At 56.5% G+C, this 22,551-nt stretch carries 13 protein-coding genes and 1 tRNA gene; 6 read left to right on the top strand and 8 right to left on the bottom strand.

Annotated elements, in window-relative coordinates; genetic code table 11:
• Nucleotides 1-248: 248 nt before the first annotated feature.
• The 4 genes from HNI00_RS20400 to HNI00_RS20385 all read left to right on the top strand — a co-directional run bounded on the left by HNI00_RS20400 (nt 249) and on the right by HNI00_RS20385 (nt 11,157).
• A complete protein-coding gene (locus HNI00_RS20400; RefSeq protein WP_316788983.1) occupies nt 249-1,691 on the top strand; it encodes a GAF domain-containing protein in 1,443 nt (480 codons plus the stop codon).
• Between the two features lie 448 nt (nt 1,692-2,139).
• Nucleotides 2,140-8,460 carry a PAS domain S-box protein gene (locus HNI00_RS20395; protein ID WP_316788981.1) on the top strand — a complete coding sequence of 2,107 codons (6,321 nt, stop codon included), beginning with the start codon at nt 2,140-2,142 and terminating at the stop codon, nt 8,458-8,460.
• Nucleotides 8,461-8,802: 342 nt separating this feature from the next.
• Nucleotides 8,803-10,443, top strand: a complete 1,641-nt coding sequence (locus HNI00_RS20390; RefSeq protein WP_316788979.1) for a bifunctional pantoate--beta-alanine ligase/(d)CMP kinase — start codon at nt 8,803-8,805, stop codon at nt 10,441-10,443.
• 48 nt (nt 10,444-10,491) lie between these two features.
• Nucleotides 10,492-11,157, top strand: a complete 666-nt coding sequence (locus tag HNI00_RS20385) for a restriction endonuclease subunit R (RefSeq protein WP_316788977.1) — start codon at nt 10,492-10,494, stop codon at nt 11,155-11,157.
• Nucleotides 11,158-11,376: 219 nt separating this feature from the next.
• Here HNI00_RS20385 and HNI00_RS20380 read toward each other — a convergent pair whose 3' ends face one another.
• From HNI00_RS20380 to HNI00_RS20355, 6 genes are all read right to left on the bottom strand, one after another.
• Complete coding sequence (locus tag HNI00_RS20380) at nt 11,377-11,592, bottom strand: ssl0294 family protein (RefSeq protein WP_297084920.1); 216 nt, start codon at nt 11,590-11,592, stop codon at nt 11,377-11,379.
• 191 nt (nt 11,593-11,783) lie between these two features.
• Complete coding sequence (locus tag HNI00_RS20375) at nt 11,784-12,536, bottom strand: GerMN domain-containing protein (protein ID WP_316788972.1); 753 nt, start codon at nt 12,534-12,536, stop codon at nt 11,784-11,786.
• Between the two features lie 444 nt (nt 12,537-12,980).
• Nucleotides 12,981-13,634, bottom strand: coding sequence for a Uma2 family endonuclease (locus tag HNI00_RS20370; RefSeq protein ID WP_316788970.1), 654 nt, complete (start codon nt 13,632-13,634; stop codon nt 12,981-12,983).
• A 30-nt stretch (nt 13,635-13,664) separates the two neighbouring features.
• Entirely contained in the window at nt 13,665-15,473 is a 1,809-nt protein-coding gene (locus HNI00_RS20365) for a proline--tRNA ligase (protein ID WP_316788969.1), read from the bottom strand.
• A gap of 90 nt (nt 15,474-15,563) precedes the next feature.
• Entirely contained in the window at nt 15,564-15,698 is a 135-nt protein-coding gene (locus HNI00_RS20360) for a hypothetical protein (RefSeq protein ID WP_316788968.1), read from the bottom strand.
• 13 nt (nt 15,699-15,711) lie between these two features.
• Nucleotides 15,712-19,332, bottom strand: coding sequence for a bifunctional diguanylate cyclase/phosphodiesterase (locus HNI00_RS20355; RefSeq protein WP_316788967.1), 3,621 nt, complete (start codon nt 19,330-19,332; stop codon nt 15,712-15,714).
• A 265-nt stretch (nt 19,333-19,597) separates the two neighbouring features.
• Here HNI00_RS20355 and HNI00_RS20350 point away from each other — a divergent pair, with 265 nt between their 5' ends.
• Together HNI00_RS20350 and HNI00_RS20345 are read left to right on the top strand one after the other, a co-directional pair.
• A complete protein-coding gene (locus HNI00_RS20350; RefSeq protein WP_316788965.1) occupies nt 19,598-19,936 on the top strand; it encodes a hypothetical protein in 339 nt (112 codons plus the stop codon).
• Nucleotides 19,937-20,187: 251 nt separating this feature from the next.
• A tRNA-Gly gene (locus HNI00_RS20345) sits at nt 20,188-20,258 on the top strand.
• A gap of 91 nt (nt 20,259-20,349) precedes the next feature.
• On the opposite strand, the gene HNI00_RS20340 is transcribed toward HNI00_RS20345, so the two are convergent.
• The gene (locus HNI00_RS20340; protein ID WP_316788963.1) at nt 20,350-20,700 is read right to left on the bottom strand and encodes a hypothetical protein; all 351 of its coding nucleotides are present in this window, start codon (nt 20,698-20,700) and stop codon (nt 20,350-20,352) included.
• 183 nt (nt 20,701-20,883) lie between these two features.
• Nucleotides 20,884-22,503, bottom strand: coding sequence for a B12-binding domain-containing radical SAM protein (locus tag HNI00_RS20335; protein ID WP_316788961.1), 1,620 nt, complete (start codon nt 22,501-22,503; stop codon nt 20,884-20,886).
• Between the last annotated feature and the right edge of the window lie 48 nt (nt 22,504-22,551).

Below are 22,551 nucleotides of genomic sequence, written 5' to 3'. Positions count from 1 at the left end.
TTATACACCGAATACACCGAGAGCGGGCGATCGCCACCTTCTTTTTTTGTTTAACGGCTGCTCGATCCGGGACGCAACCGCCTTTGGGTGAGGCGCGAGAGACGGTAGCCAGTGATACAGAGCCTCCAGGGCGATCGCAGGCTCAATGGTATAGAGAATTGATAATGATATAGATAATTGATATAGAAAGAAGATAAGCAGCCTGTTCAGGCCGTACCCCCCTTTTTGGGAGCAATTGCGAAACGTCGGTGTCCGAATCGTCTGCCAATTTTGTCGATGCAACGCGCCTGCTGATGGGCTTGCAGCAGGTCAGTTCGCTGGTGCAGCAGTTTGGGGACTGTCGAGAGCCAGAAGAGATGGTGCGCCGGGCCACAGACGGACTGGTAGATGCGTTTGACTGTGCGTTTGCCCGCGTCTGGCTGATGGAACCGGACGGGCAGTTTTTGCGGCTGGTGGCTTCGTCGGGATTATATACCCGGCTGGATGGTTCCTTTGCGCGAGTGCCGCTGGGGGCGTTTAAGGTGGGTAAAATCGCTCAAAATCGCATTCCGTTTTTGAGCAATAATCTCGCCAATGAAGCCTGGGTCAAGGATCGCGACTGGGCGATCGCCAACCAGATTACGGGCTTTGCGGGCTATCCGCTGGCGATTGGCGATCGCGTGATTGGCGTGCTGGCGGTTTTCAGCCATCGCCCGCTGTCGCCAGAGTTTTTGGAGGTGCTGCAAAGCCTCTGCACCACGCTGGCCGTAATGATCGATGCGGGGCAGCGGCAGCGGCAGGAAGAAAGGGCGATCGCCGCTCTGCGTCCTGGCTCTCCCACGCCACTGCTTTCGGAACAAATTGCCCAATGGCTACCGCCGACACGCCTCAGCTTGGTGGGGACAGAGCGGGTGCTGTCTCCGGCGATCGCCTGTCTGTTTTTGCGGCTGGCGGAGGTGCTGCACGGGCTGTCTTGCACCTATTGCCGCCTCAGCTACGAGCCGCATCAGGTCATTCTAGAAGCGATGATTGCACCGCCCAGCTTTGCAGCCCATCGCCTGCAAGACTGGAGTGAAGAAGCGTTTGGCGAGTTTCCGCTGGCGGCGGCCTGTTTGCGGGGCACGCTGCAACTCTTGCCCAACCCATCGCAGAACGTGCTGCAAGTGGCGTTGCAACTACCGGACGCAGGGGCCGCAGCAGGGCCCGCCGTGCGCGTCGTTTGCACCCGTGCGATTGTGCAGCTTGCCCTGACGCAACTGGCCGTCCTGGCTGGACTCTCCGTCGTTCCATCTGCAAGTCTGGCAGGTGACGCAGATCTGCCGCTCCTCACCGACGACCCAGCCGCCGCAGCCCAAGCCCGCCGGGTGCTGTGGCTGCAAACCCAGACCCAGCCGTTGCCCACGCTGCCAGCCGTCGTTTTGGGACGGATTGACCTAGACATTACCCCAACGCAGTTGCGTCAGGCTGTTGAAACCGTGCTGCAAGACCGGCCCTGGCCGCCGACGCTGGCCGAAGAACTGAAGGGGCTATCGGAGCGAGAGCGCGAAATTTTGGGGCTGCTGGTGCAGGGACTGCGCGATCGCGACATTGCCGATCGGCTGATCCTCAGCGAAAGCACGATCAAGTTTCACCTCAACAACGTCCTGTCCAAGCTTCAGGTGCAGACTCGCTATCAGGCGATTTATCAGGCCACGCGCAATGGCTGGATTTAAAACCTTTGCGGAAGAGTGCAGCGATATTCGCGCCAGCGACTCTACTGAAGCAAGACTGCTATTCGGCATAGAAAAGTCTCGAAGATGAACATTCGATAAGTTTAATAAAACGAAGTATGGCTAATCGCAATGTTGCTGAGCCACAGCATCACCAAAATACGTAACGATAAAACAAGTAGTAATCGCTCTGTATTCAGTCTACGCAGGAATCGGCTCCATCCATTGATTTTGCGTGGATGCAGCCCTGTCAAATCCTTCCATTACAAATAAGCCTGAGTCGTTTTACGTCAGGCGAATAGGTTCATATCTTTCAATTCTTAAGGATTTCATTTTGCTAAAAGCGAAATGAAGATTTGCGTAGATTTGTCGGGTATTCTGGAACACTAGAAGCAAAAAACCATTTCTTAATAAATTCCTGTTGCCCTCGCTGCTAAACGCTCCACAGTTCATGTTTATGCATCTTTTCAAAAATCGCGCTTCGGATCAGCAAGCGGAAACGCAGGCTTGCTGTGAGTCAGTATTCCGCGAGGTTTTTCAGGCGAATCCGGCGGCGAGTCTGCTGCTGTCTTTTCCCGAAGGGCGGATTCTAGAAATCAACGAGGCGTTTTGTGAGCTGGTGGGATGGAGCGCCAGCGAGATGGCGGGGCGGCCGATTGCTAAGACGGGCATCTGGGCAGAGGAGGGCAGCTACGCACGGCTTGTTCAGCAGATTCAGACAGAGGGGACGGTGAGCGCGATCGCCGATGTTTTTTGCACCCGCGCTGGCAGTCGCCGGCCCGTGCTGCTGTCGGCCCGTGCTGTGTCGTTTGGCAACGAACCGAGCCTCTGGATTACGGCGATCGCCCAGCCCACTGAACCTGTCGAATCTTCTCAGCCCGCACCTCCGCACCTTGCCAGCCAGATTCTCGATCAGGCGGCGGCATCGATCGGGCAGATTCGCCTGTATCCCGATCGCCGCTGGCAGTATGACTATTGCTCCGCAGGCTGCGAGCGGGTGTTTGGCTTTACGAATGCAGAACTAATGGACGGCGCATGGCTGGAGCGGGTGCTGCCGGAAGATCGAGAAACGGTGCTTTCCCAAGAAGTGGAGGCGATTTTGGCTGGGCGATCGCACCGCATGGAGTACCGTTTTTTGCACAAAGACGGCACTCTGCGATGGATGGCAAGCCACCTGTCGCCCCGCTGGGATGCCGCAGAAAACTGCTGGCGGGTGACGTTTGTGGATACAGACATCACCGAGCAAAAGCGCCTAGAAGCGGAACTGCGAAACATCGCAACAGCCTTGCGCCAGAGTGAGGAACGGTTTCACCAAATTGCCAACAGCATCAAGCAGTTTATTCTGATCCGCGATGCTCAGTCGGGGCGGTGTTTGTATGCCAGTCCGGGTTATGAAGCGATCTGGGGCCGCAGTTGCGAAAGCCTGTATCAAGACCGTGACTCTTGGATAGAGGCGGTGCATCCAGAGGATCGTCTAGATGTAGAAGAAGTCGTACAGCGCCAGTTTCAGGGCGATCGCATCCATCACGAATACCGAATCTTCCGACCCGATGGCACGCTCCGCTGGGTGCAGGCGGAAGTTTTTCCCGTCCTAGACGAAACGGGCGCATTTACTCGCTGTGCGGGCATTATCGAAGACATTACCGAGCGCAAACAGCTAGAAGCCGAGCGGCGGGCCGCTGAGGAATCGCTGCGCCAGAGCGAAGAGAGATTCCAGCAAATCGCCAACCATGTCAACCAGCTTTTTCTGGTGTGCGATGCCAAAACGGGTGAATACCTCTACATTAGCCCGGCCTACGAGCGAATCTGGGGCCGCAGTTGCGAAAGCTTGTACCGCAATCCCCAGTCTTGGCTAGAGGCAGTGCATCCGGGCGATCGCCCCACGGTTCTTGCGTCTATTGCCAGCCAACGTCAGGGCGAAACCACGCATCGCGAATATCGCATCGTTCGCCCCGATGGGAGCATTCGCTGGGTGCGGGCAGATGTCTTCCCTGTTCGGGATGAGGCAGGCAGCATCATTCGCTTCGTGGGCTTTGCAGAAGATTTCACCGAGCGCAAACGGGCCGAACTGGCCCGCGACCTGGCTGAAGCCGCCCTGCGAGACTCAGAGAAGCGATATGCATCCTTCTTTCGCTGTAGCCCAGCGGCGATCGTCGTCTCCTGCCTACCGACGGGGCAATATATCGAGGTCAATCCCGCCTTCGAGCAATACACAGGCTATACCCGTGATGAAGTCATCGGACGCACCGCCGTCGAACTTGACCTGTGGGTCGATCTGCCCCAGCGAGAACAACTGCTGCAACAGGTGCAAACCCAAGGCGGCGCAGCAGAAATTGAGTTTCAACTGCGCTGTAAAGATGGAGAAGTTCGCACGGTCTTGATAACGGCGGAGCGCTACGAAATCGACGGCTACGAGTATCTGATGACGGTTGGTGTAGACGTGACCGACCGCAAGCGAGTCGAAGCCGCGCTGCAAGCCAGCGAACAACACCGACGGCAGGCGCTAGAGCTAAGCCAGACGGGCAGTTGGGCGTTTGACTTAGGCACAGGCGAGGCGATCTGGAGCGACAGCCACTTCCGCCTGATGGGGCTGCGGCCGGGAGAGTATCCCAGCAACTACTACACCTGGCGCGATCGTGTCCATCCAGAAGACCTGGAGTGGGTAGAGCAGGCACTCCAGCAGGCACTCGAACAGCACACGCTGCTAGAAGTCGAGTATCGCGTGGTGCATCCCGACGGCACCGAGCGCTGGATGCTGACCAAGGGCCAGGGGATTTATGACGAGAGTGGACAGCCCCTCCGCATGACGGGCGTAATGATAGACATTAGCGATCGCAAAGCGGCAGAACTTGCCCTCCAGCAGAAGGTGCAGCGGGAACAGGCACTTAACCGAGTGATTCAGGCGATTCGCCGATCTTTAGACTTGGATGCGATCTTTAGCACTGCAACCCAGGAAATTACACAACTGCTGGGCGCAGATCAGGCCAACGTTATACAGCTTTTCTCCGAGCGCGGCCACTGGCAGATTGTAGCGAGCCACCGCGCCCACCCCGATTTGCCGGATGTGAAGGGGTTGCAAATTCCGGATGCCGACAATCCCATCGCGGCCCGGCTTCGGCACATGGAAATTGTCAAAATTGATGATGCTAGCCTGCTTGAAGATGATGTAAATCGCCAACTTGCAGAGCTTTTTCCAGGCTCTTGGCTGATCGCCCCAATGGCAATAGACGGCCGGGTTTGGGGCTGCCTCGCCGTAACCAAGAATCCAAAGACTGTTTGGACTGAGGAGCAATGTAGCTTAATTCAGGCGCTGGTGGATCAACTGGCGATCGCCATTCAGCAGGCCGCCCTCTACCAGCGGCTGCAAGAGTCAGAGGCTAGCCTGAAGGACGTGCTAAACAATGCGATCGCCGCTGTGTGCAGCTTCCGCGTCTTTAGCAATCACGACTGGGTGTATGACTACTATTCCACAGGGAGCCGAGCCGTCTATGGCTATGCTCCAGAAGAACTCATGGCCGACAAGCATCTGTGGATGTCGCGAGTCCACCCGGATGACCTAGAAACCGTCATCCTGCCGCTCTACGACGTGATTTTTCGGGAGGGCACCTGCACCTACGAATATCGGTTTTACTGCAAAGACGGATCGCTGCGCTGGCACCTGTCCACGCTCACGTCCCGCCGAGATGCGATCGCCGACAGTTGGATTGTGACCATCATTGCCGTCGATATTACCGAGCGCAAGCGGGCTGAAGAAGAATTGGCCGCCAGCCAGAAGCTATATAAATCTCTGACCGATGTGCTGCCGCTGCATCTCTATCGCAAGGATCGGCACGATCGCATTACGTTCGCCAATCCTGCCTACCTTAATTTCTTGGGCATGACCCTAGAAGAGTGCTTGGGCAAGACCACTCCCGACATTGTGCCGCATGATTTGGTTCCACATTGCCTTGCGGCAGATGCACAAGTCCTGCGAACCGGAGAACCTGTCAGCCGTGTTGAAATGTCGGAAGCCACGGGCGATCGCCAATACTTCCAAAGCATGAAAAGCCCGGTGTTGGACGCTGACGGGCAACTTGTAGAAATTCAAGGACTCTGCTGGGAAATCACCGACCGCATCAAAACTGAGAAATCTCTGGAACTGCACAGCCTAATTGTGCAGAACATGGCCGAAGGCGTGTGCCTGGTGCGGGCGAGCGACGGCATCATCGTCTACGCCAACCCCAAGTTCGAGGCCATGTTTGGCTACGAAAGCGGCGGACTCAACGGCAAACACGCCTCCGCCGTGAACTACGAAGACGACACGCTGGATGCCCAGGAAGTCCATCGCAACATCACCTATCACCTCGATACCTACGGCGAATATACCTACACCATCTGCAACCGCAAAAAAGACGGCACGCCCTTTTGGTGCCGAGCTACCACCGTTCGGTTCGACCATCCCGACTATGGCATGGTCTATGTCGCCGTCCACGAAGACATCACCGAGCGGCGGCAGGCAGAATTAGCACTTCAGGAAATGAGTGCCGCCATGAGCAACGCCATCGAGGGCATTGCACGGCTCGACCCACAGGGACAATATCTGTCTGTCAACCGAGCCTACGCTCGGATCATGGGCTATGAGCCAGCAGACATGATCGGGATGAACTGGCGGCAAACCGTTCACCCCGAAGAACTGGAGACGGCGATCGCAGGCTATGAGTCTATGCTGCGACACGGCAAGGCCGAGCTAGAACTGCGGGGTCTCCGCAAGGATGGCTCTATCTTCTATAAGCAGGCCATTATGGTGGCGGCCTACAACCCGGAAGGGCAGTTCACCGGCCATCACTGTTTTATGAGAGATATCAGCGATCGCAAGCAGGCAGAAGCCGCCCTCGCCAGAGAATTAGCCCGCAGCAAAGCCCTGTTTGAGGCATCCGTAGACGGCATTGTGGTGATGTCCAAGGGGCGAGTGATAGAAGCCAATCCCAGCTTTGCCCGGATGCTGGGCTATTCGCTAGAGGAAGTCCAATCCCTGACAGTTGCCGATTGGGAAGCGCAGTGGACCGCAGAGGAACTGGTGCAAATCAAGGCCGAGTTTAAAGACCGGAGCCATCGGTTTGAAACGCGCCATCGCCGCAAAGATGGCTCGATCTACGAGGTTGAAATTAGCGCTAATCCGGTCAACTGGGATGGGCAAACGGTGCAGCTTTGTATTTGTCGGGATGTGAGCGATCGCAAGCGCACCGAGCTAGAGCTAAAGCAAGCCAAAGAAACCGCTGAGGCCGCCAATTCTGCCAAGAGTACATTCCTGGCCAACATGAGCCACGAACTCCGAACCCCGCTCAACGCCATCCTTGGATTTAGCCAGCTTCTAGCCTACGATCCCCTGCTCAACGACAGCCAGCGAGAGCAATTAGAAATCATTAACCACAGCGGCGAACATTTGCTGAGTTTGATCAACGACATTTTAGAAGTCTCGAAGATCGAAGCCGGTCGAATTAAGCTCAACACCAGTAGCTTTGACTTGTATCAACTGCTGGATGGACTGATGCAACTGTTGCGCTTCAAGGCATCCGAGAAAAGTATTTCACTGGTGCTAGATCGCGCCCCAAACCTGCCGCAGTATGTCGTGACGGATGAAGGCAAGCTGCGACAAATCTTACTCAACTTACTCAGCAATGCCATCAAGTTCACTAAGGCGGGTAGCGTGACTTTGCGGGCTTTGGTTGCCGAAGCACCTGACCACTTGCCCAATGACTCTTCGCAGCCGAACACCCCCCAAACCCAGCGACTCCAGTTTGAAGTCATCGACACGGGCTGTGGCATTGCGGCGGAGGAAATTGAAGACTTGTTTAATGCCTTTGTCCAGGCGAAGCATAGTCAACAAGCCAGTGAGGGCACAGGGTTGGGGCTGACGATTAGCCGTCACTTTGTAAACTTGATGGGTGGCGACATCCGCGTTCAAAGCGCCTTGGGGCAGGGCAGCACTTTCGCCTTTGAGATTCAGGTGCAGGTGAAAGACGCTGCGGCTGTGTTGCTGCCTGTCGAAACTCGCCGCGTGCTGACCCTGGCGCAAGATCAGGAACCCTGCCGGATTCTGATTGTCGAAGACCAATGGCAGAATCGGCAGTTCTTGGTGGAGTTGCTTGCGTCCATTGGGTTTGAGCTAAAGGAAGCAACGAATGGTTATGAGGCGATCGCCTGCTGGTCTACCTGGCAACCCGATCTAATCCTGATGGATTTGCGAATGCCGGGAATGAATGGGTTCGACGCAGTTCGACAAATCCGCCAGGATGAACAGACACTCAGGTCTCAAATTCAAACGCGAAGCAACACAGATTATCCCCCAATTAAGACCGCTAAAATTATTGCGCTGACGGCGGATGCGTTTGAAGAAACCAAAGTCACAGCGCTGGCGGCCGGTTGCGACGACTTTATTCGCAAGCCCGTACAAGAGAGCCTGCTGCTGAACAAGATTGCTGAACATTTGGGCGTTCAATATATCTATGAAATGGCTGAAACGGGGCAACCGGAAGCGAATGAATCTGCGGAAAATTTAGACGAAAATTTAGACAACGATCTATCGTTCATGCCTGTTGAATGGATCGCCGAACTGCATCAGGCAGCAACAGAAGGATTTGACGATCGCGTTTTGCAACTGGTGCGGCAAATTCCGCCAGATTATTCCCGCTTGGCTAGAGCTTTAACCCACTGGGCAACAAACTTCCAGTTCGAGTCTATTACTCAACTGACGCAGCCGCTCATCGAATACGAGGCAGACTCAGCACCCTAGAGCCAGAGATTTAGCCACCCAAGGGCTGTGATTGGCGTGCTGTGACTTGAAAACAGCGCCGATGCAGAATTTTTCGCAGGCTGTATTCGCGAGAAATCGTTCGATCGGGGCTGGATCGGGGCGCGACCCGGCAGCCTCCAGATTTGCCCATCGGGAAACTCTGATTAGAATCTTGAGTGTGGGGATCGGGGGCGATCGCCCCAAAAACTCCCAAACACTTATCCCAAACACTTATCCCAAACACTTATTAGGCACGGATTAAATTTTGCGGAACATTCCCCATGAATAGGACAGAATCATCGAAACCAGACATGCTATGCAAGAGCCTTGCAGGGGGACGGAGTGCGGCTGTTTAAGACCATTGCAGGACTGCGCTCCTATCTTGCGTCGTGTCGTCAGGGGGCAGACGGTGCCGCAACCGCACAGGCCGGGCGATCGCTCGGTCTAGTGCCCACGATGGGCGCACTGCACGAGGGACACCTCAGCCTGATTCGCCGCGCCCGCCAGGAAAACGCCGTGGTTGCTGTCAGCATTTTCGTCAACCCGCTGCAATTTGGCCCGCAAGAAGATTTTCACAAGTATCCCAAAACGCTGGAGCAAGACAGCCAGTTCTGCGAAACAGCAGGGGTAGACGTAATTTTTGCCCCCAGCGCCGAGGAACTGTACGGCGGACGCAGCGGCTCCAGAAAGGATATACTGACGCAGGTGATTCCGCCGCAGGCAATGATGGCGGTGCTGTGTGGGCCGCATCGGCCGGGGCACTTTGAAGGCGTGGCGACGGTGGTGGCAAAATTGCTCAACATCGTGCAGCCCGATCGCGCCTATTTTGGGCAAAAAGACGCTCAGCAGCTTGCCATTTTGCGGCGGGTTGTGGCGGATTTGAACCTGCACGTAGAGATGGTTGCTTGTCCTACGGTGCGCGAAGCTAGCGGGCTGGCCCTGAGTTCGCGCAACCAGTACCTTTCGCCAGAGGAGCGATCGCACGCTGCTGCCCTTTATCGCAGCCTGCATCGGGCTGAGCAGGCATTTCACCAGGGCATTCGCAAGAGTCAGGAGCTAATTTCAATTGTGAAGGAAGAGTTATCAACCGTCGCGGCGGTGCGGCCGCAGTATGTGGAACTGGTGCATCCAGAAACGATGGTGCCGCTGGACGAAGTGGAGGAGCGCGGGCTAGTGGCGATCGCCGCTCATTTGGGCAGCACGCGCCTGATTGACAACATCGTGCTGAGCGCCCGCAAGCCGATTATTGCCATCGACGGCCCTGCCGGAGCCGGAAAATCTACCGTTGCCCGCCGCGTCGCGGCCGAACTGGGTCTGCTGTATCTCGACACGGGAGCCATGTATCGTGCGGTGACCTGGCTGGTGCAGCAGTCAGGCGTGGAGATTTCGGACGAAGCGGCGATCGCCGAACTGGTGAGCCAGAGCGAGATTGAGCTAGTCCAGGGGGACGTTGACGCTGGAGGAACAGCGCCTCATGCCCTCATGCCTTCACGCCTTCACTCCAGCACGCCCGCGCCGCTGACGGTTTTGATCAACGGGCAGGATGTGACCCGCGAGATTCGCACGCCCCAAGTCACGGCGCAGGTGTCGGCGATCGCCGCCCAGGGCGAAGTCCGCAGAGCGCTGGTGAAGCAGCAGAAAGAATACGGTCGGCGCGGCGGCGTGGTGATGGACGGGCGCGACATTGGCACGCAGGTCTTTCCCGATGCCGAGCTCAAGATTTTTCTGACGGCTTCGGTGCAAGAGCGGGCCCGCCGTCGCCAGCTTGACCTAAAGGAGCAGGGTCAGCCAGAGGTGTCTTTGGAAACCCTGGAACGAGCCATCTTTGAACGCGACCAAAAGGACAGCAGCCGCAAAATTTCGCCGCTCCGCAAAGCCGACGATGCTATTGAACTGGTAACGGATGACCTGACGATCGAGGCGGTCGTGGAAAAGATTATCTGCCTATACCGCGATCGCCTGTCGTCTGGGTTGCAAGCCTGAGTGGGGCGTTTGCATAGACCCTCAGCAGAGCAGCGGTAAACTGGGAGCATGACGCAACCCACTGCCATCACAAACATCACCAACCTGAAGGAAGCTCAGGAGCGCTTTAATCTGCAACTGGCTGAGAGTGCAGATTTCTTCAGCGAGTGGTTCACAGAGTTGCCAGGGCTGACCCATGCGGAAACAGCGGCTCTAGACCGCTTGAAGCAGCGTTATCAATACTATGCGGCCGATGGTTCAATCACCGAAGGAACAGTTGATGTCATTCTAGTGTCACCGCTGCTGGAATTGCTGGGTCTGTGCGATCCGCCCTACAAAATTCGGGCAGAAAAATACGTGCAGATCGAAATTGAAGATGGCGATCGGCGGCTTCAGGGGCTAATTGATGTGTTGGTGGTTCAAGACCAGCTTTGGCTAGTGCTGATTGAAAGCAAGCGGTTTGGATTTAGCGTCTTGCAGGCACTCCCGCAGACCCTTGCTTACCTATCGGCGGCTCCTCAAAGCGATCGCCCCGTCTATGGGCTAATCACCACAGGCGAAGACTATCTGTTTGTCAAGCTAGATGGGCGATCGCGCCAGTATGACTTGTCAGACAAGTTCACCCTGACGACTCGACGAGACAATCAGCTTTACACCGTTGCTCAGGTGATCAAACGCCTCATGCACGCAAGCGGCTCGCCCGCAACCGAGTCTAACAGCTACTCAAAGGGCTAATTAACTTGAATGGCTGATTAAAAGTTAATCAAAACGCAATATGCAACTTTACCGATCTCCCTCACTCTGAATGCCTCTCCCAGAGCGAGAGAAGGACTTCAAGCCTCTCTTGCTCCCCTTCTCCTGATCTGGGAGAAGGGGTTGGGGGATGAGGGCAAACTGAAAGCTGCACATCGCGTTAATCCATCGCGTTAATCAAAGGTTAATCATAATCAAAGGCTAATCAATCGAGATGGACTGCGGCCCGCTGCCATTGCTGCTGCTGGGCGGCGCATCGCTAGCAGAAACACCGCTGCCTGCTTGCTGATCTAGCCAGCTTTTCACGGGGTCGTCGTTGAGATTTAGCCGGAATAATCCTGAGAAAAAGCCCCCCAAAAAGGCGACCGGGTGGCTGGTGATTTCTCGAACGACAGGCGTTAGCTCATCCAAAAACATGGGTTTCTCCGCTGCGGATTCTAGTCTAGGCAGAATTTTAGCCTGAGTCAGCAATCTGATGGCGATCGCCCTCGGCAAATCCGGGGCAGATCCCCGCTTGCCCCCCAATCCTAGCGCGAATTTCTGGGCCTCGCAGCGGCTAGACAGGCTCCCAGTAGCGCCTTTCTGCCACTCATCAGGCTATCCCGGTTCTACAGCGAGAAATCTTCGGCGATGTCCGCCCGCGAGGTGGGCTGGTTGACCAGAATTCCCTCGCCGCCCAGCACCTCCAGCGGCTTGCCTTCGATGGTGATCCACACCTTTGCGTTGGGGTCTAGGGTGGTTGCGGTGTAAACCACCTGCGCCAGCCGGCCAGTCATGGAGGTGCTGCCGCCGCCCTGGGTAAAGCTGTTGGACAAATCGACATGCACGCCATCGTCTTCCACCTTGACGCTGCGGAGGGTGGTGTCGCGGGGAATTGTAGATCCTACCGTGTTGTCGCTGGGGCCAAGCAGCAGCGCCTCGAAGGTGGCTTTGAGGATTTCTTCAGGGCGATCGCCCGACTCAACGGACACCGAAGCCGGAACCAGCGTCGTCTTTTGACCGTCGTCCTTCAGCCAGTAAACCTGCACCGTCCGCTGTTGCACTACGGCGATCGGCTCACCCGTCGGCTCTGCGTCGGAGGGCGCGTCCACTGCGGGTTCCTGCGCGATGGGCGGATCTTCGATGGGGGCTGCCAGGGGCGAGGGCGACACGGCAACGGTTGGCTCCGGCTGGGGCGCTCTGGAGGTGACCGTTTGCCAAGTGAACCAGGCTGTGGCGCTGCCCGCCGCCAGCACAACGCCTGCCAGCGCAGCAACTACGCCCACAGGCAACCGGGATGAGGAGGGAGACGATTCCGCCAGACCGGGCTGTTCGGTCGTGTCGGACGGCAGGGGCTGGTCTTGAAACGAGTGATTATCCATAGAAGCGTCCCCACGCTACAGGGGTAAGGGGTTGGGTTTGAAAAAAGTTTGGAAAACCAGTGGAGGGGAATGTCAATCTTCCTCAGAGGCGCTACGAATAGAGTTGCTGAAAGCCCCGCAAAGGCTGATTGGGCAACCCAAAATCGCAAATCCAAAATCGAGAATCGACATCAGCCCAAGGGCGGGGCGATCGCCTCATCTGCTGCGATCGCGGGCTTGATGCAAATACCCAGTCTAATAACGCAACGCAATTCTGGCCTAAGCTTTCAGACGGACAGACTGGATTTTTGTTCCGCTGCTGGCAGATTGGAGCAGCCTGGAGCAGCCTGGAATAGTTCCAGCACAACACCCCATCTCTTTTATTCTAGAAATCTTGCTCTGATCCGGGATGATTCGCTGAAAACTGTGCCGTGCTGCGATTCCGTCGGTGTGCTTCTGCGCGAATCAGGCTTCTGGGGAGCGCTGAAATTGGGCCATCAACTGCGCCACCACCTGGCTATTCTCTGCCTGCTTGGACTGCTCCAGTGCGGCTTGCAGCACCGACAATTCCAGCCCCGGCAAAACCTGGGAAACCAGGATGCGGCGGCTGCCCTGGTTGGCAATTTGAAAGGCAATGATTTGGCTCTGGGACACATCCACGACCCAATATTCCGCCACCTCCAGTTCTTCATACAGCAGTCGCTTAGTGCCCAGGTCGTCTGCCAGCGAGGAGTCAGCAATTTCGATCGCCAGATCCGGGGGAGGAACCTCGTCCAGGTTGGCGATCGCCCGTCCCTGGGGAGCCAGTGCAGCGCGGCTACCGACGTAATAGGAAATATCTGGCTGCGCTTCTCGCACGCCTGCCTTTCGATAGCTACAGTTTGTTAACCCCACAATCGGAATGCCGTTTAGCCCACAATACAAACCGATAACGAGAATCAGCAGTGTATTTTCTCTAGCGTGATCTGGCCCAACTCCCACGGTTTCGATCCTCATTTGCTGGTTGAAATAGTAGCCTTTCGCCTTGGCGTAGGTGGGATCATCCGTCAGGCGCACAAACTCCTCCCAGGAGGCTGGAACCCAGGCGTTGGCGACTTGAGCGGGGGTGAGTTGAACCATTGGCATTTCTAGGAATGAAAGGACAGAGAGCTAGGGAGCGATCGCCTCCTGTATCCACTGTTTGAGCGTGGGCACGACCTGATCCAGCGCGATTTCCTGCGATTCCTTGGTGGCGCGTTGCACGACTTCGACCTTGCCCTGTTGGAGCGATCGCCCCGTCACCACGCGGAAGGGAATGCCCACTAGTTCAGAGTCTTTGAACTTCACGCCGGCCCGCTCATCGCGGTCGTCCAGCAGAGTTTCCACGCCAGCGGCGTTGAGGTCGGCGTAGAGTTTCTCGGCGGCCTCGACCTGGGCAGCATCGGTGATGTTGGGGATGACGACGATGGCGTGATAAGGGGCGATCGCCACGGGCCAGATAATGCCGTCTTTGTCGTGGTTTTGCTCCACGGCGGCCTGCGCCAGCCGAGACACGCCCACGCCATAGCAGCCCATCACCAGCGGCAGTTCTTCGCCCGTTTCGCTGGTGTAGGTCGCGCCCATTGCTTTGGAATATTTCGTGCCCAACTGGAAAATGTGCCCCACCTCGATGCCACGGGCGGTTTGCAGGGTTTGGCTGGGGTCATGCATTGCGCGATCGCCCGGCCGGGCCTTGCGAATGTCCACTACGTCCGCAGGCAGCGGATACTGCTTGCCCCAGTTTGCGCCGACGACGTGATAGCCAGACTCGTTCGACCCGGTGACGAAGTTCTGCAAGTCCACGGCCGTTTTGTCTACCAGCCGCAGAAATTTGGGATGCAGCTTTTCCTGCTTGCCGATGTAGCTGTCTTCCAGCCCAGGGGAAATGTAGCCCAGCGGCAGGGGTTTGGCGGCCCACTTCGCCTGCGCCTCCGCATCGGGCACGGTCAGCGCCAGCAGCGTCTTGCCCCCAAAGCGATCGCCCAGCTTGACCAGCTCATTCGCCAGCTTTACCTCGTTTACGTCTTGGTCGCCGCGAATGCTGGCCAGCACCAGCACCGTCACGCCGTTGTCGTAAACGGCCTGATACAGCACGTTTTTGACGATTTGCGTGGGGGAGCATTTGAGAAACTGAGCTAGGGTTTCGATCGTGGGCGTGTTGGGCGTGTCCAGCTTTTCAAATTTCGTAAAGGTGGAGGGCACGGCATCGGGCGGCAGCGACACGGCTTTCTCAGTATTGGCGGAATACTTTCCGTCTTCGGTGTAGAGAATTTCGTCCTCCCCAGCGTCCGCCAGCACCATGAATTCCTGAGATCCCGATCCGCCGATCGCCCCGGAGTCTGCCTCCACCGGGCGGAACTTCAGCCCCGTGCGGGTGAACATATTGCGATAGGCGCGATCCATGTCGGCGTAGGTCTGCTTCAGGCTTTCTTCGCTCGTATGGAAGGAATAGCCGTCCTTCATGATGAATTCGCGTCCACGCATTAGCCCAAAGCGGGGACGAATCTCGTCGCGGAATTTCGTCTGAATCTGATACAGATGCAGCGGGAGTTGGCGGTAGGAGCGGATCATGTCGCGGGCGATCGCCGTAATCACTTCTTCATGGGTCGGGCCCAGCGCCACCTCGCGATTTTGCCGATCCGTCAGGGTGAACATGATGCCTTCCGCCTGGGTGTAGGTGTCCCAGCGACCCGACTCTTTCCACAGTTCCGACGGCTGCATCGCGGGCAGCAGCACTTCCTGCGCCCCGGTCGCATTCATCTCCTCGCGCACAATCTGCGACACCTTTTGCAGCACTCGCCACATCAGCGGCAGATACGCATAGACCCCGCTGCCGATGCGCCGAATATAGCCCGCCCGCAGCAGCAGCTTGTGGCTGGGAATCTCTGCCTCTGCCGGATCTTCGCGCAGGGTGACAAATAGCATCTGAGACAGGCGCATCGCTGGGTCGTCCTTCCTACTAACGTTTGCGTTGGTTCTCTCAGTCTACCGAACCCACTGCCTCTCGCATCGCTTTACAGATATCGCTTGTTAATAGACATCGCTTGGCTCCATCGGCTGACGAGCGATCGCCCCAGACCTCATTCCCGGCTCAAGCGGCATCCCGGAGTAGTCGTCGGCCCGTGGCTCAGGGGCAATTCCTCCCAGTGCAGACCTAGCGGCCATGCGGACTGTTGCCCTAAGCCTCTCCGGGCTGATTGTCCAGAAGATTCGTCTCTTGAGCAAGGAGCGCTGCGGCTGCCTCTGACGTGAGCGCACGAGAGAAGAGATAGCCTTGTCCTAGCTGATAGCCAAGGCGCTGGAGTAGCTGAAGCTGAGTGTGCGTTTCAATGCCTTCGGCGATCGCCCCCAACCCAAGCTGTTGGCTCAGGGCTGCGATGGTTTCAACAATCTGATGGTTGCGCGGATCTACTTCAACTTGGCTGACGAAGGATCGGTCTACCTTTAGACTATCGACGGGTAGCCGATGCAGATAGCTAAGGGAAGAATAGCCTGTACCAAAATCATCAATGCTGATGTGAATGCCGCGTGCTTTGATTTGTTCTAGCAGGCGAATCGCGGCCTCGGCATCTTCGACCAGCATACTCTCGGTAATTTCCAACATCAGGCAGGCTGGTTTGAGACCACTCCGTGCCAATGCTCGGTCAATCTCATCGATTAACCCGCCGTCCTTCAAGTCCTGCACCGAGAGATTCACCCCAACTTTCATCTGGCTGCATTGGGGAAAGACCTGTTGCCAGCTTGCCAACTGCCGACAGGCCGTTTGCAGCGCCCACAGATCAATCGCTGTAATTAGCCCGATTTCTTCGGCAGTAGTAATGAAATCGGCGGGAAACTTCAAGCCTTGGGTTGGGTGCTGCCAGCGGATGAGGGACTCGAACCCTACCAGTGCGCCAGTGTTGAGATCGACGGTGGGCTGATAGTGGAGGACAAATTCTTCAGCGGCGATCGCCTGTCGCAGGTCATTTTCCAGATGCAGCCGTCGGAGCGCCTGGGCGTGCATCTGGATGTCAAAAATTTCGTAGCAAGCTTTGCCTTTTTGCTTGGCGCGATACATTGCAATGTCAGCATCCCGCAGCAAATGCGAAGCCTGGTCATAGGCAGAAGTGCCCAGCACAATGCCCGCACTGGCAGTTGTGTAGATTTCGCGACCTTCCAACAGCAGCGGCGTTTGCAGCGCTAAGAAAAGCTCTGCCGTGGCATCGATCGCCGCTTGAATTTGGGGTATCTCTTCTAGCAAAATAATGAATTCATCCCCTCCGAGCCGCGCCGCCAAGTCTGACGGTTTTAGGGTCGATTGCAGGATTTGGGCGATCGCAACCAGCAGTTGATCCCCCGCTAGATGCCCCAGGCTGTCGTTAATTACCTTAAACCGATCGAGGTCGAGAAAAATCACTGCAAACTGATAGTCCCCAGCGGATTTGGCACGGGCGATCGCCGCTTCTAGCCGTTCCATCAGCAGCTTGCGATTGGGCAACCCCGTCAGCGCATCATGAACCGCCGCATACTCTAGCTGGCGTTGAATCCGCACGCGCTCGGTCACGTCGCGGGAAGTGGTCTGGAGTTGCACAACTGTGCCCGTCCCATCAACGATTGATTTAATCAAGGTTTCAAACCAAACGTAGTGTCCTGCCCGATGGCGCATCCGATAGGTGACGGGCCCAGCCTTGCCGCTGTTGGCAGCGATTTCCAACGCCTGGGCAAGGCGATCGCCCTCCTCAGGATGCACAAACTGCTGCGGTAAACGACCCAACATTTCATCATAGCGATAGCCCAGCAGCCCCTCACAGGACGGGCTGACGTAGCTGTAATGACCTGATGGCTGATGCAAACAAACAAGGTCGCTGGTGTTTTCGGCCAAAAGTCGATAGCGGGCTTCGCTGTCTCGCAGGGCCAGTTCTGACTGCTGGATCTGCGCTAGCGCTGTCTGCCGCTCTGTCACGTCTAAAATCAGCGTGTCCCAAATAATGTCCCCGTTGGCATAGCGCGTTGGTCTGCCTGCTGCTTCGAGCCACTTTTTGCGTCCAGAGGGGGTCGTGATTCGCCATGCCCAAGACCAAGGTTGCAGCGTCCGTGCCGATTCCACCACTGAAGCCTGCATTGCTGGCAGATCCTCTGGATCAATCATCTGCCACAGCACGGTGGCATCTTCAACAACTGCCTGTGCATCCACCTCCCACAACCTTAGACAGCCCGGACTCATGTAGACCACTGCATCAGACCCGTCAGGACGAAGGAGATACTGAAAGATAGCGCCTGGCACATTGGCTGCCATGTTTTGAAATCTTGCTTCGCTTTCTCGCAGAGCAGCCTCGATGCGGCGGCGTTCTGTTAGCTCTATTTGCGCCTGTTGGTAGAGATTGGCTTGCTGAATGGCAATTTCAAGCTGATGGGCAACGGCTTGGGCCAGTTGCAATTGATCTTCGGACCAAACGAGCGATCGCCCATCAGCCACGATCGTAAAGCTACCCCACAGCTTACCGTCTACCGACAGCGGAATCAGCAGCCACGCCCCCGGCACGATTTGGGCCAGATCTCGATTAATCGTGTCTTCGACAACGGTGGCATCGTTCACCTGCACCACCTGAAACTGCTTCAGCCTGGATGCAAAGGGGTTGCCTGCATCAGAAATTTCTAAACCCAGCGTTGAGGGCTGAGCAGCATCGTGACGATAGGCTGCGACGTGTTTCCAAACACCCTGCTTCGGCAGATACTGCACGACGTAACAGTCCAAATCCTGGAGCAAGCGAGCAGTTTCTGCCGTTGCTGTTGCAAAGATAGTATCGAGGTCGAGGGAGTTGCGAATCGCTTGGAAGACGTGGTTCAGCGCCTGCTCTCGCTGAATTTGCGTCTGTAGTTCTGTAATATCTCTCCCAACGGATTGAATTTCGACTAGCACGCCCTGTTCATCGAAAATGCCAACGTTAACCCACTGGGTCCAGCCAATCTGATGGTTGGGTCGTTGGTCTCGGTTAATGTTTTCAAAGGTTGGATGTGTAGGTGTCAGGGCAGCAATTTTTCGATAGATTGCATCCAAATCTTCGGCGGGAACAAAGCTACTCCAGCGCTGACCAACCACTTCCTCCAGCAGCAGACCCAGCGTTGCACAGAGGGAGTCGTTGGCAAAAGTAATACGGGTGTCTGGGGTAGAGCGTAGAATCAGGTCGGTCTGCGCCTGGATCACCTGGCGATAGCGTTGATTACTTGGTCGATCACTTTGTTGATCACTGCGTCGATCACTTTGCAGTCGAGTGTTTTCAATGATTTGCTGCTCGATGTTGCGTCGCTTTTGAGGGCTGATATCTTGCAGCGTAGCGATCGCATAGGTGACGTTGCCCTGCGCGTCGAAAATAGGCGTGGCCTGCACTTCTAGAAAAATCGTGCGATCGCCCCAACGAACCTCCAAATCATCTGCCGCAGCCGCCACGCCTCTGAGCGCTTGCGTCGTAGGCAACTGCTCGACCGGGTAGCGAATCTGGGTGCCCGCACGATAAATCGGAGATGCTTCCAAAGGCGGCGCTGGTGAATTTTCTAACTTGTGGGTGTCCTCGTTGGTGTCATTGTCCTGCCCTAGCACTCTGCGACCCGAAGGGTTGATGTAGACTAGCTGCCCTGTTGCGTCGTAGGCAGCGATGCCAATGGGTGCTGCGTCTAGAAACTGAAGCAGTCGGCTTTCGCGCTCCAAACGGTTAGCACATTCCTGCTGAAGGGCCGCTATCCACCGTTTAACAGAGGCAGGGGTGCGGTTCCAGTCTGCTGGCGAAACTTGCTCATAATCGGCGGAGGAGTGGTTTTCCATAGGTAAAACACAAACTCAAAAGTTTTCGCCTTCTGCCAGATTCGCTTTGTCTGGAGCCTGTCTGATGAAAAGTGTACCCATCTCTCTTCAAAATTTCAGGGCTGCAAGCCACCTTTCAAGCTTGGAAGCAAAAGCCCACTTCATCTCTGGGCTGCTCGTCTACCAGCAAGTGTTCAAACTTCCGGTACACTCACAACAGTGACTCAATTCTTGGTCAACATTTTTTGTAGAAACTGCTTCATTGCGCTTCTATTCACCTGTTACTATGCGGATTACTTTGAGCCGTTTGCGCCAGGACGGGTTGTATTTTCTGCAAGGCATTGCAGGAACCTGTGTGGTTATGGGAGGGCTGGCGATCGCCCTCACCTCGTTCACGCTGCTGTTGTCTGCGTTTGCGCCGGGGCGCTTTCGGGAGATGATTCGCGACAATTTGCCCCCCGATTTGCCCCTAGTGCTGGTGGCGCTGCTGGTGGGGTTGGCGGCATTTTTGACCTTGCTGGTGTGGGCGCGGTTTACCTCGCGGCGGCTGGCGCTGTGGACGGGGGGCGTTTTGGGGGCGATCGCGCTGCTGTCGATGGTGGCGGCGGCGATCGCCAGTCCCTAGCAAAAACCAGCCAGAAACCAGCCAGAAACCTGCCATGCATTCAGCCCTCAAGGGCGATCGCATCGCAGGCAGCGTGGGAGGGCGATCGCCAAAACCGAAGCGACACTCCTAACAGTCCGCTTTCAGAGCAGTCCGCTTTTGGAATTGTGCTTTTAGAATTGTGCTAACCTAGTAAAGCTTGAGAATTTCCCAGCGCCTTTGACGCACACCTTTCACGCACACCTTTGACACGGGCTGTTGTGGAAATACTTGCGGGCATAGTTTAGTGGTAAAACTACAGTCTTCCAAACTGTTGATGCGGGTTCGATTCCCGCTGCCCGCTTCGGAAGGATTTGAGCAATCTGGCAGACTGTTTATCAAAACGGTTTGCCAAACTGCTTGCGAGATGGCTGGTAAATGGCTGGACACGCGGTTTAAAGGTCTTGGTCTTCGTCCTGTTCCTTCACTTCGGGCGAAGGAGAAACCAGCGTAAAAGGCGCAAAAGAGGGCGTGGTGGCTGTGCGGCTCATGGCTGACGGGCGCACGGGGGGCGTGTTGCTGGGGCTGGCGCTATGGAGCGGACTGGTGGCCGAGTGGCAGAGCAGCGTCAGCGCACAGGAGCAAACCGCCAGCGATAGGAAATCCAGACCCTTCGTGGTCAGCACTTCTGGCTGGGGCGCAACAGCAGCAGCCACCCTGACCCGCGACCTGGTGTAGGCATGGGGCGATCGGGCGGCGCGGCGCAGCATTGCTCTCTGGTTCCATTCACTGGACTTTTCAATCATGACAACGGTTTGGTAAGAGGGAAGAACGAAAGGGAAAGAACGAAGAACGAAGAGGGAAGAACGAAAAGGGAAACCCTAGCGTAGACTACCCAGATTGAGCGTGGTTCCAACGCAAGGATATGCAAGAATAAACTTGCAGACGGTGGAATTGGGCAAATTGTTCGCGGGTAAGCCAGAGCCGGGTTAGACCATTGCGGGGGCAAACAGAGCTATCGCGCTCGCCTGATGTTTGAGCAGGGTCGCCTTGGGCAGCGGCCCATGCAGATGCTCCCAGGGCAGCAGGTCATCCGCCTGCCAGGGGTCGAAAACGTAGGCTTCCAGCGGTGGCAGGGTTCTCCGCAGTTCCTTGAAGGCGCGGCGGTAGCTGCCCAGCGTGTCGCCGTAGTGACGCACCTTTTCTAGTAAATGGGACAAACGGCGATCGCCCCGCGAAATTAGCGCCTGGATTACCGACCAATTATAGCTTTCGGGACGAAACTCGACTCCCAGTGCCCCCAGCCGCTTTTGCAAAATCTTTAATCGCTTGTCTGCCTGCGGGTTCACGCCAAACCACTGAAAGGGCGTGTGGGCTTTGGGGACAAAGGTGCTGCACCCCAGCGTCAGGCGCAGACCGGGCGCGGCTTTTTTCAGGGTTTTCAGCAGGTCTACGGTCGCATCCAGGTCGTCGGGCTGTTCGCCCGGAATGCCGACCATGCCATAGAGCTTGAGGCTGCTGAGGCCGCCTGCTTTGGCGTTGATGGCAGCCTGGACAATTTCTTCGGTTTCCAGCTTTTTGTTGATGATTTGCCGCAGGCGATCGCTCCCACTTTCGACCGCAATGGTAATGGAGCGGGTGTCGTGTCGCACGAGCGATCGCGCCAGTTTCTCGGTCACGGTGCCCGTCCGCACCGAGGCCAGGCTGAGCCGCACATCGTCGAACTGCGGCTGGTTGAGATAATTCAGCAACTCGTCAAACTCTGGATGCTGCGTTACCGATGCGCCCAATAGCCCCAGCCGATTGGTCACCGCCAGCCCCCGCTCGATCGCAGGCATCAGCGATTGCTCCAAACTTGCTGGGCGAAAGGGCAGCGTCAGGTAGCTGGCCAGGCAAAAGCGGCACATTTCAGGACAACTCCGCACCACTTCCACCATGTAAATGTTTTCCCAGGCGGCTCGCTCGGTGACGACGGTCGAAGCCGACAGCACGTTGCCGCGATAGGTCTGCTTTTCGACGACCGCAGGTGCGCCTTCCAGCGGAGCGATCGCCCGGATTTTTCCGTCTGGTGCAGTGTAGGTCACGTCATATAGCGACGGAACATAGACTCCCGGAACCTGCGCTAGGTGTCGAAGCTGCTGCGATCGCCCCTCCTGCCGCACTGCTTTGTAAGCCGTGATGAACGCATCCAGGAGCAGTTCGCCGTCGCCCAGCAGCACCACGTCAAAAAAGTCGGCAAAGGGTTCAGGATTGGCCGTCAGCACAGGGCCGCCCCCGAAAATAAGCGGGTGGGCATCGGTGCGGTCGGGCGATCGCAGGGGAATCTCCAGTGACTCCAGCAGCCCCAAAATATTCACATAGTCCAGTTCCCAGGATACGGAGAACCCCAACAATTCGGGGCAGGCTGGCAGCGGCTCATGCAGATCGGTAAACAGGCGGCTGACCTGCACATCGGCCCGCGTCGCCAGCGTCGCCCAGACCACCTGATAGCCCAGGCTAGTGATGCCAACGGTATAGTCATTGGGAAACGCAAAAATTACCGGAACCGCATCGGCATCCGGCGTTGCAGGCGTAAACAGCAGCCGCTCATCGGCGAAAACAGCAGTCACAAAGGCAGAAGCAAGAGAGGAGACATTCTCCTTCAGCCTATAGCAAAA

The organism is Thermoleptolyngbya oregonensis NK1-22, from assembly GCF_032705245.1.
Classification (GTDB): Bacteria; Cyanobacteriota; Cyanobacteriia; order Elainellales; family Elainellaceae; genus Thermoleptolyngbya; species Thermoleptolyngbya sichuanensis.
This window is presented reverse-complemented; position numbering and strand designations above follow the sequence as displayed.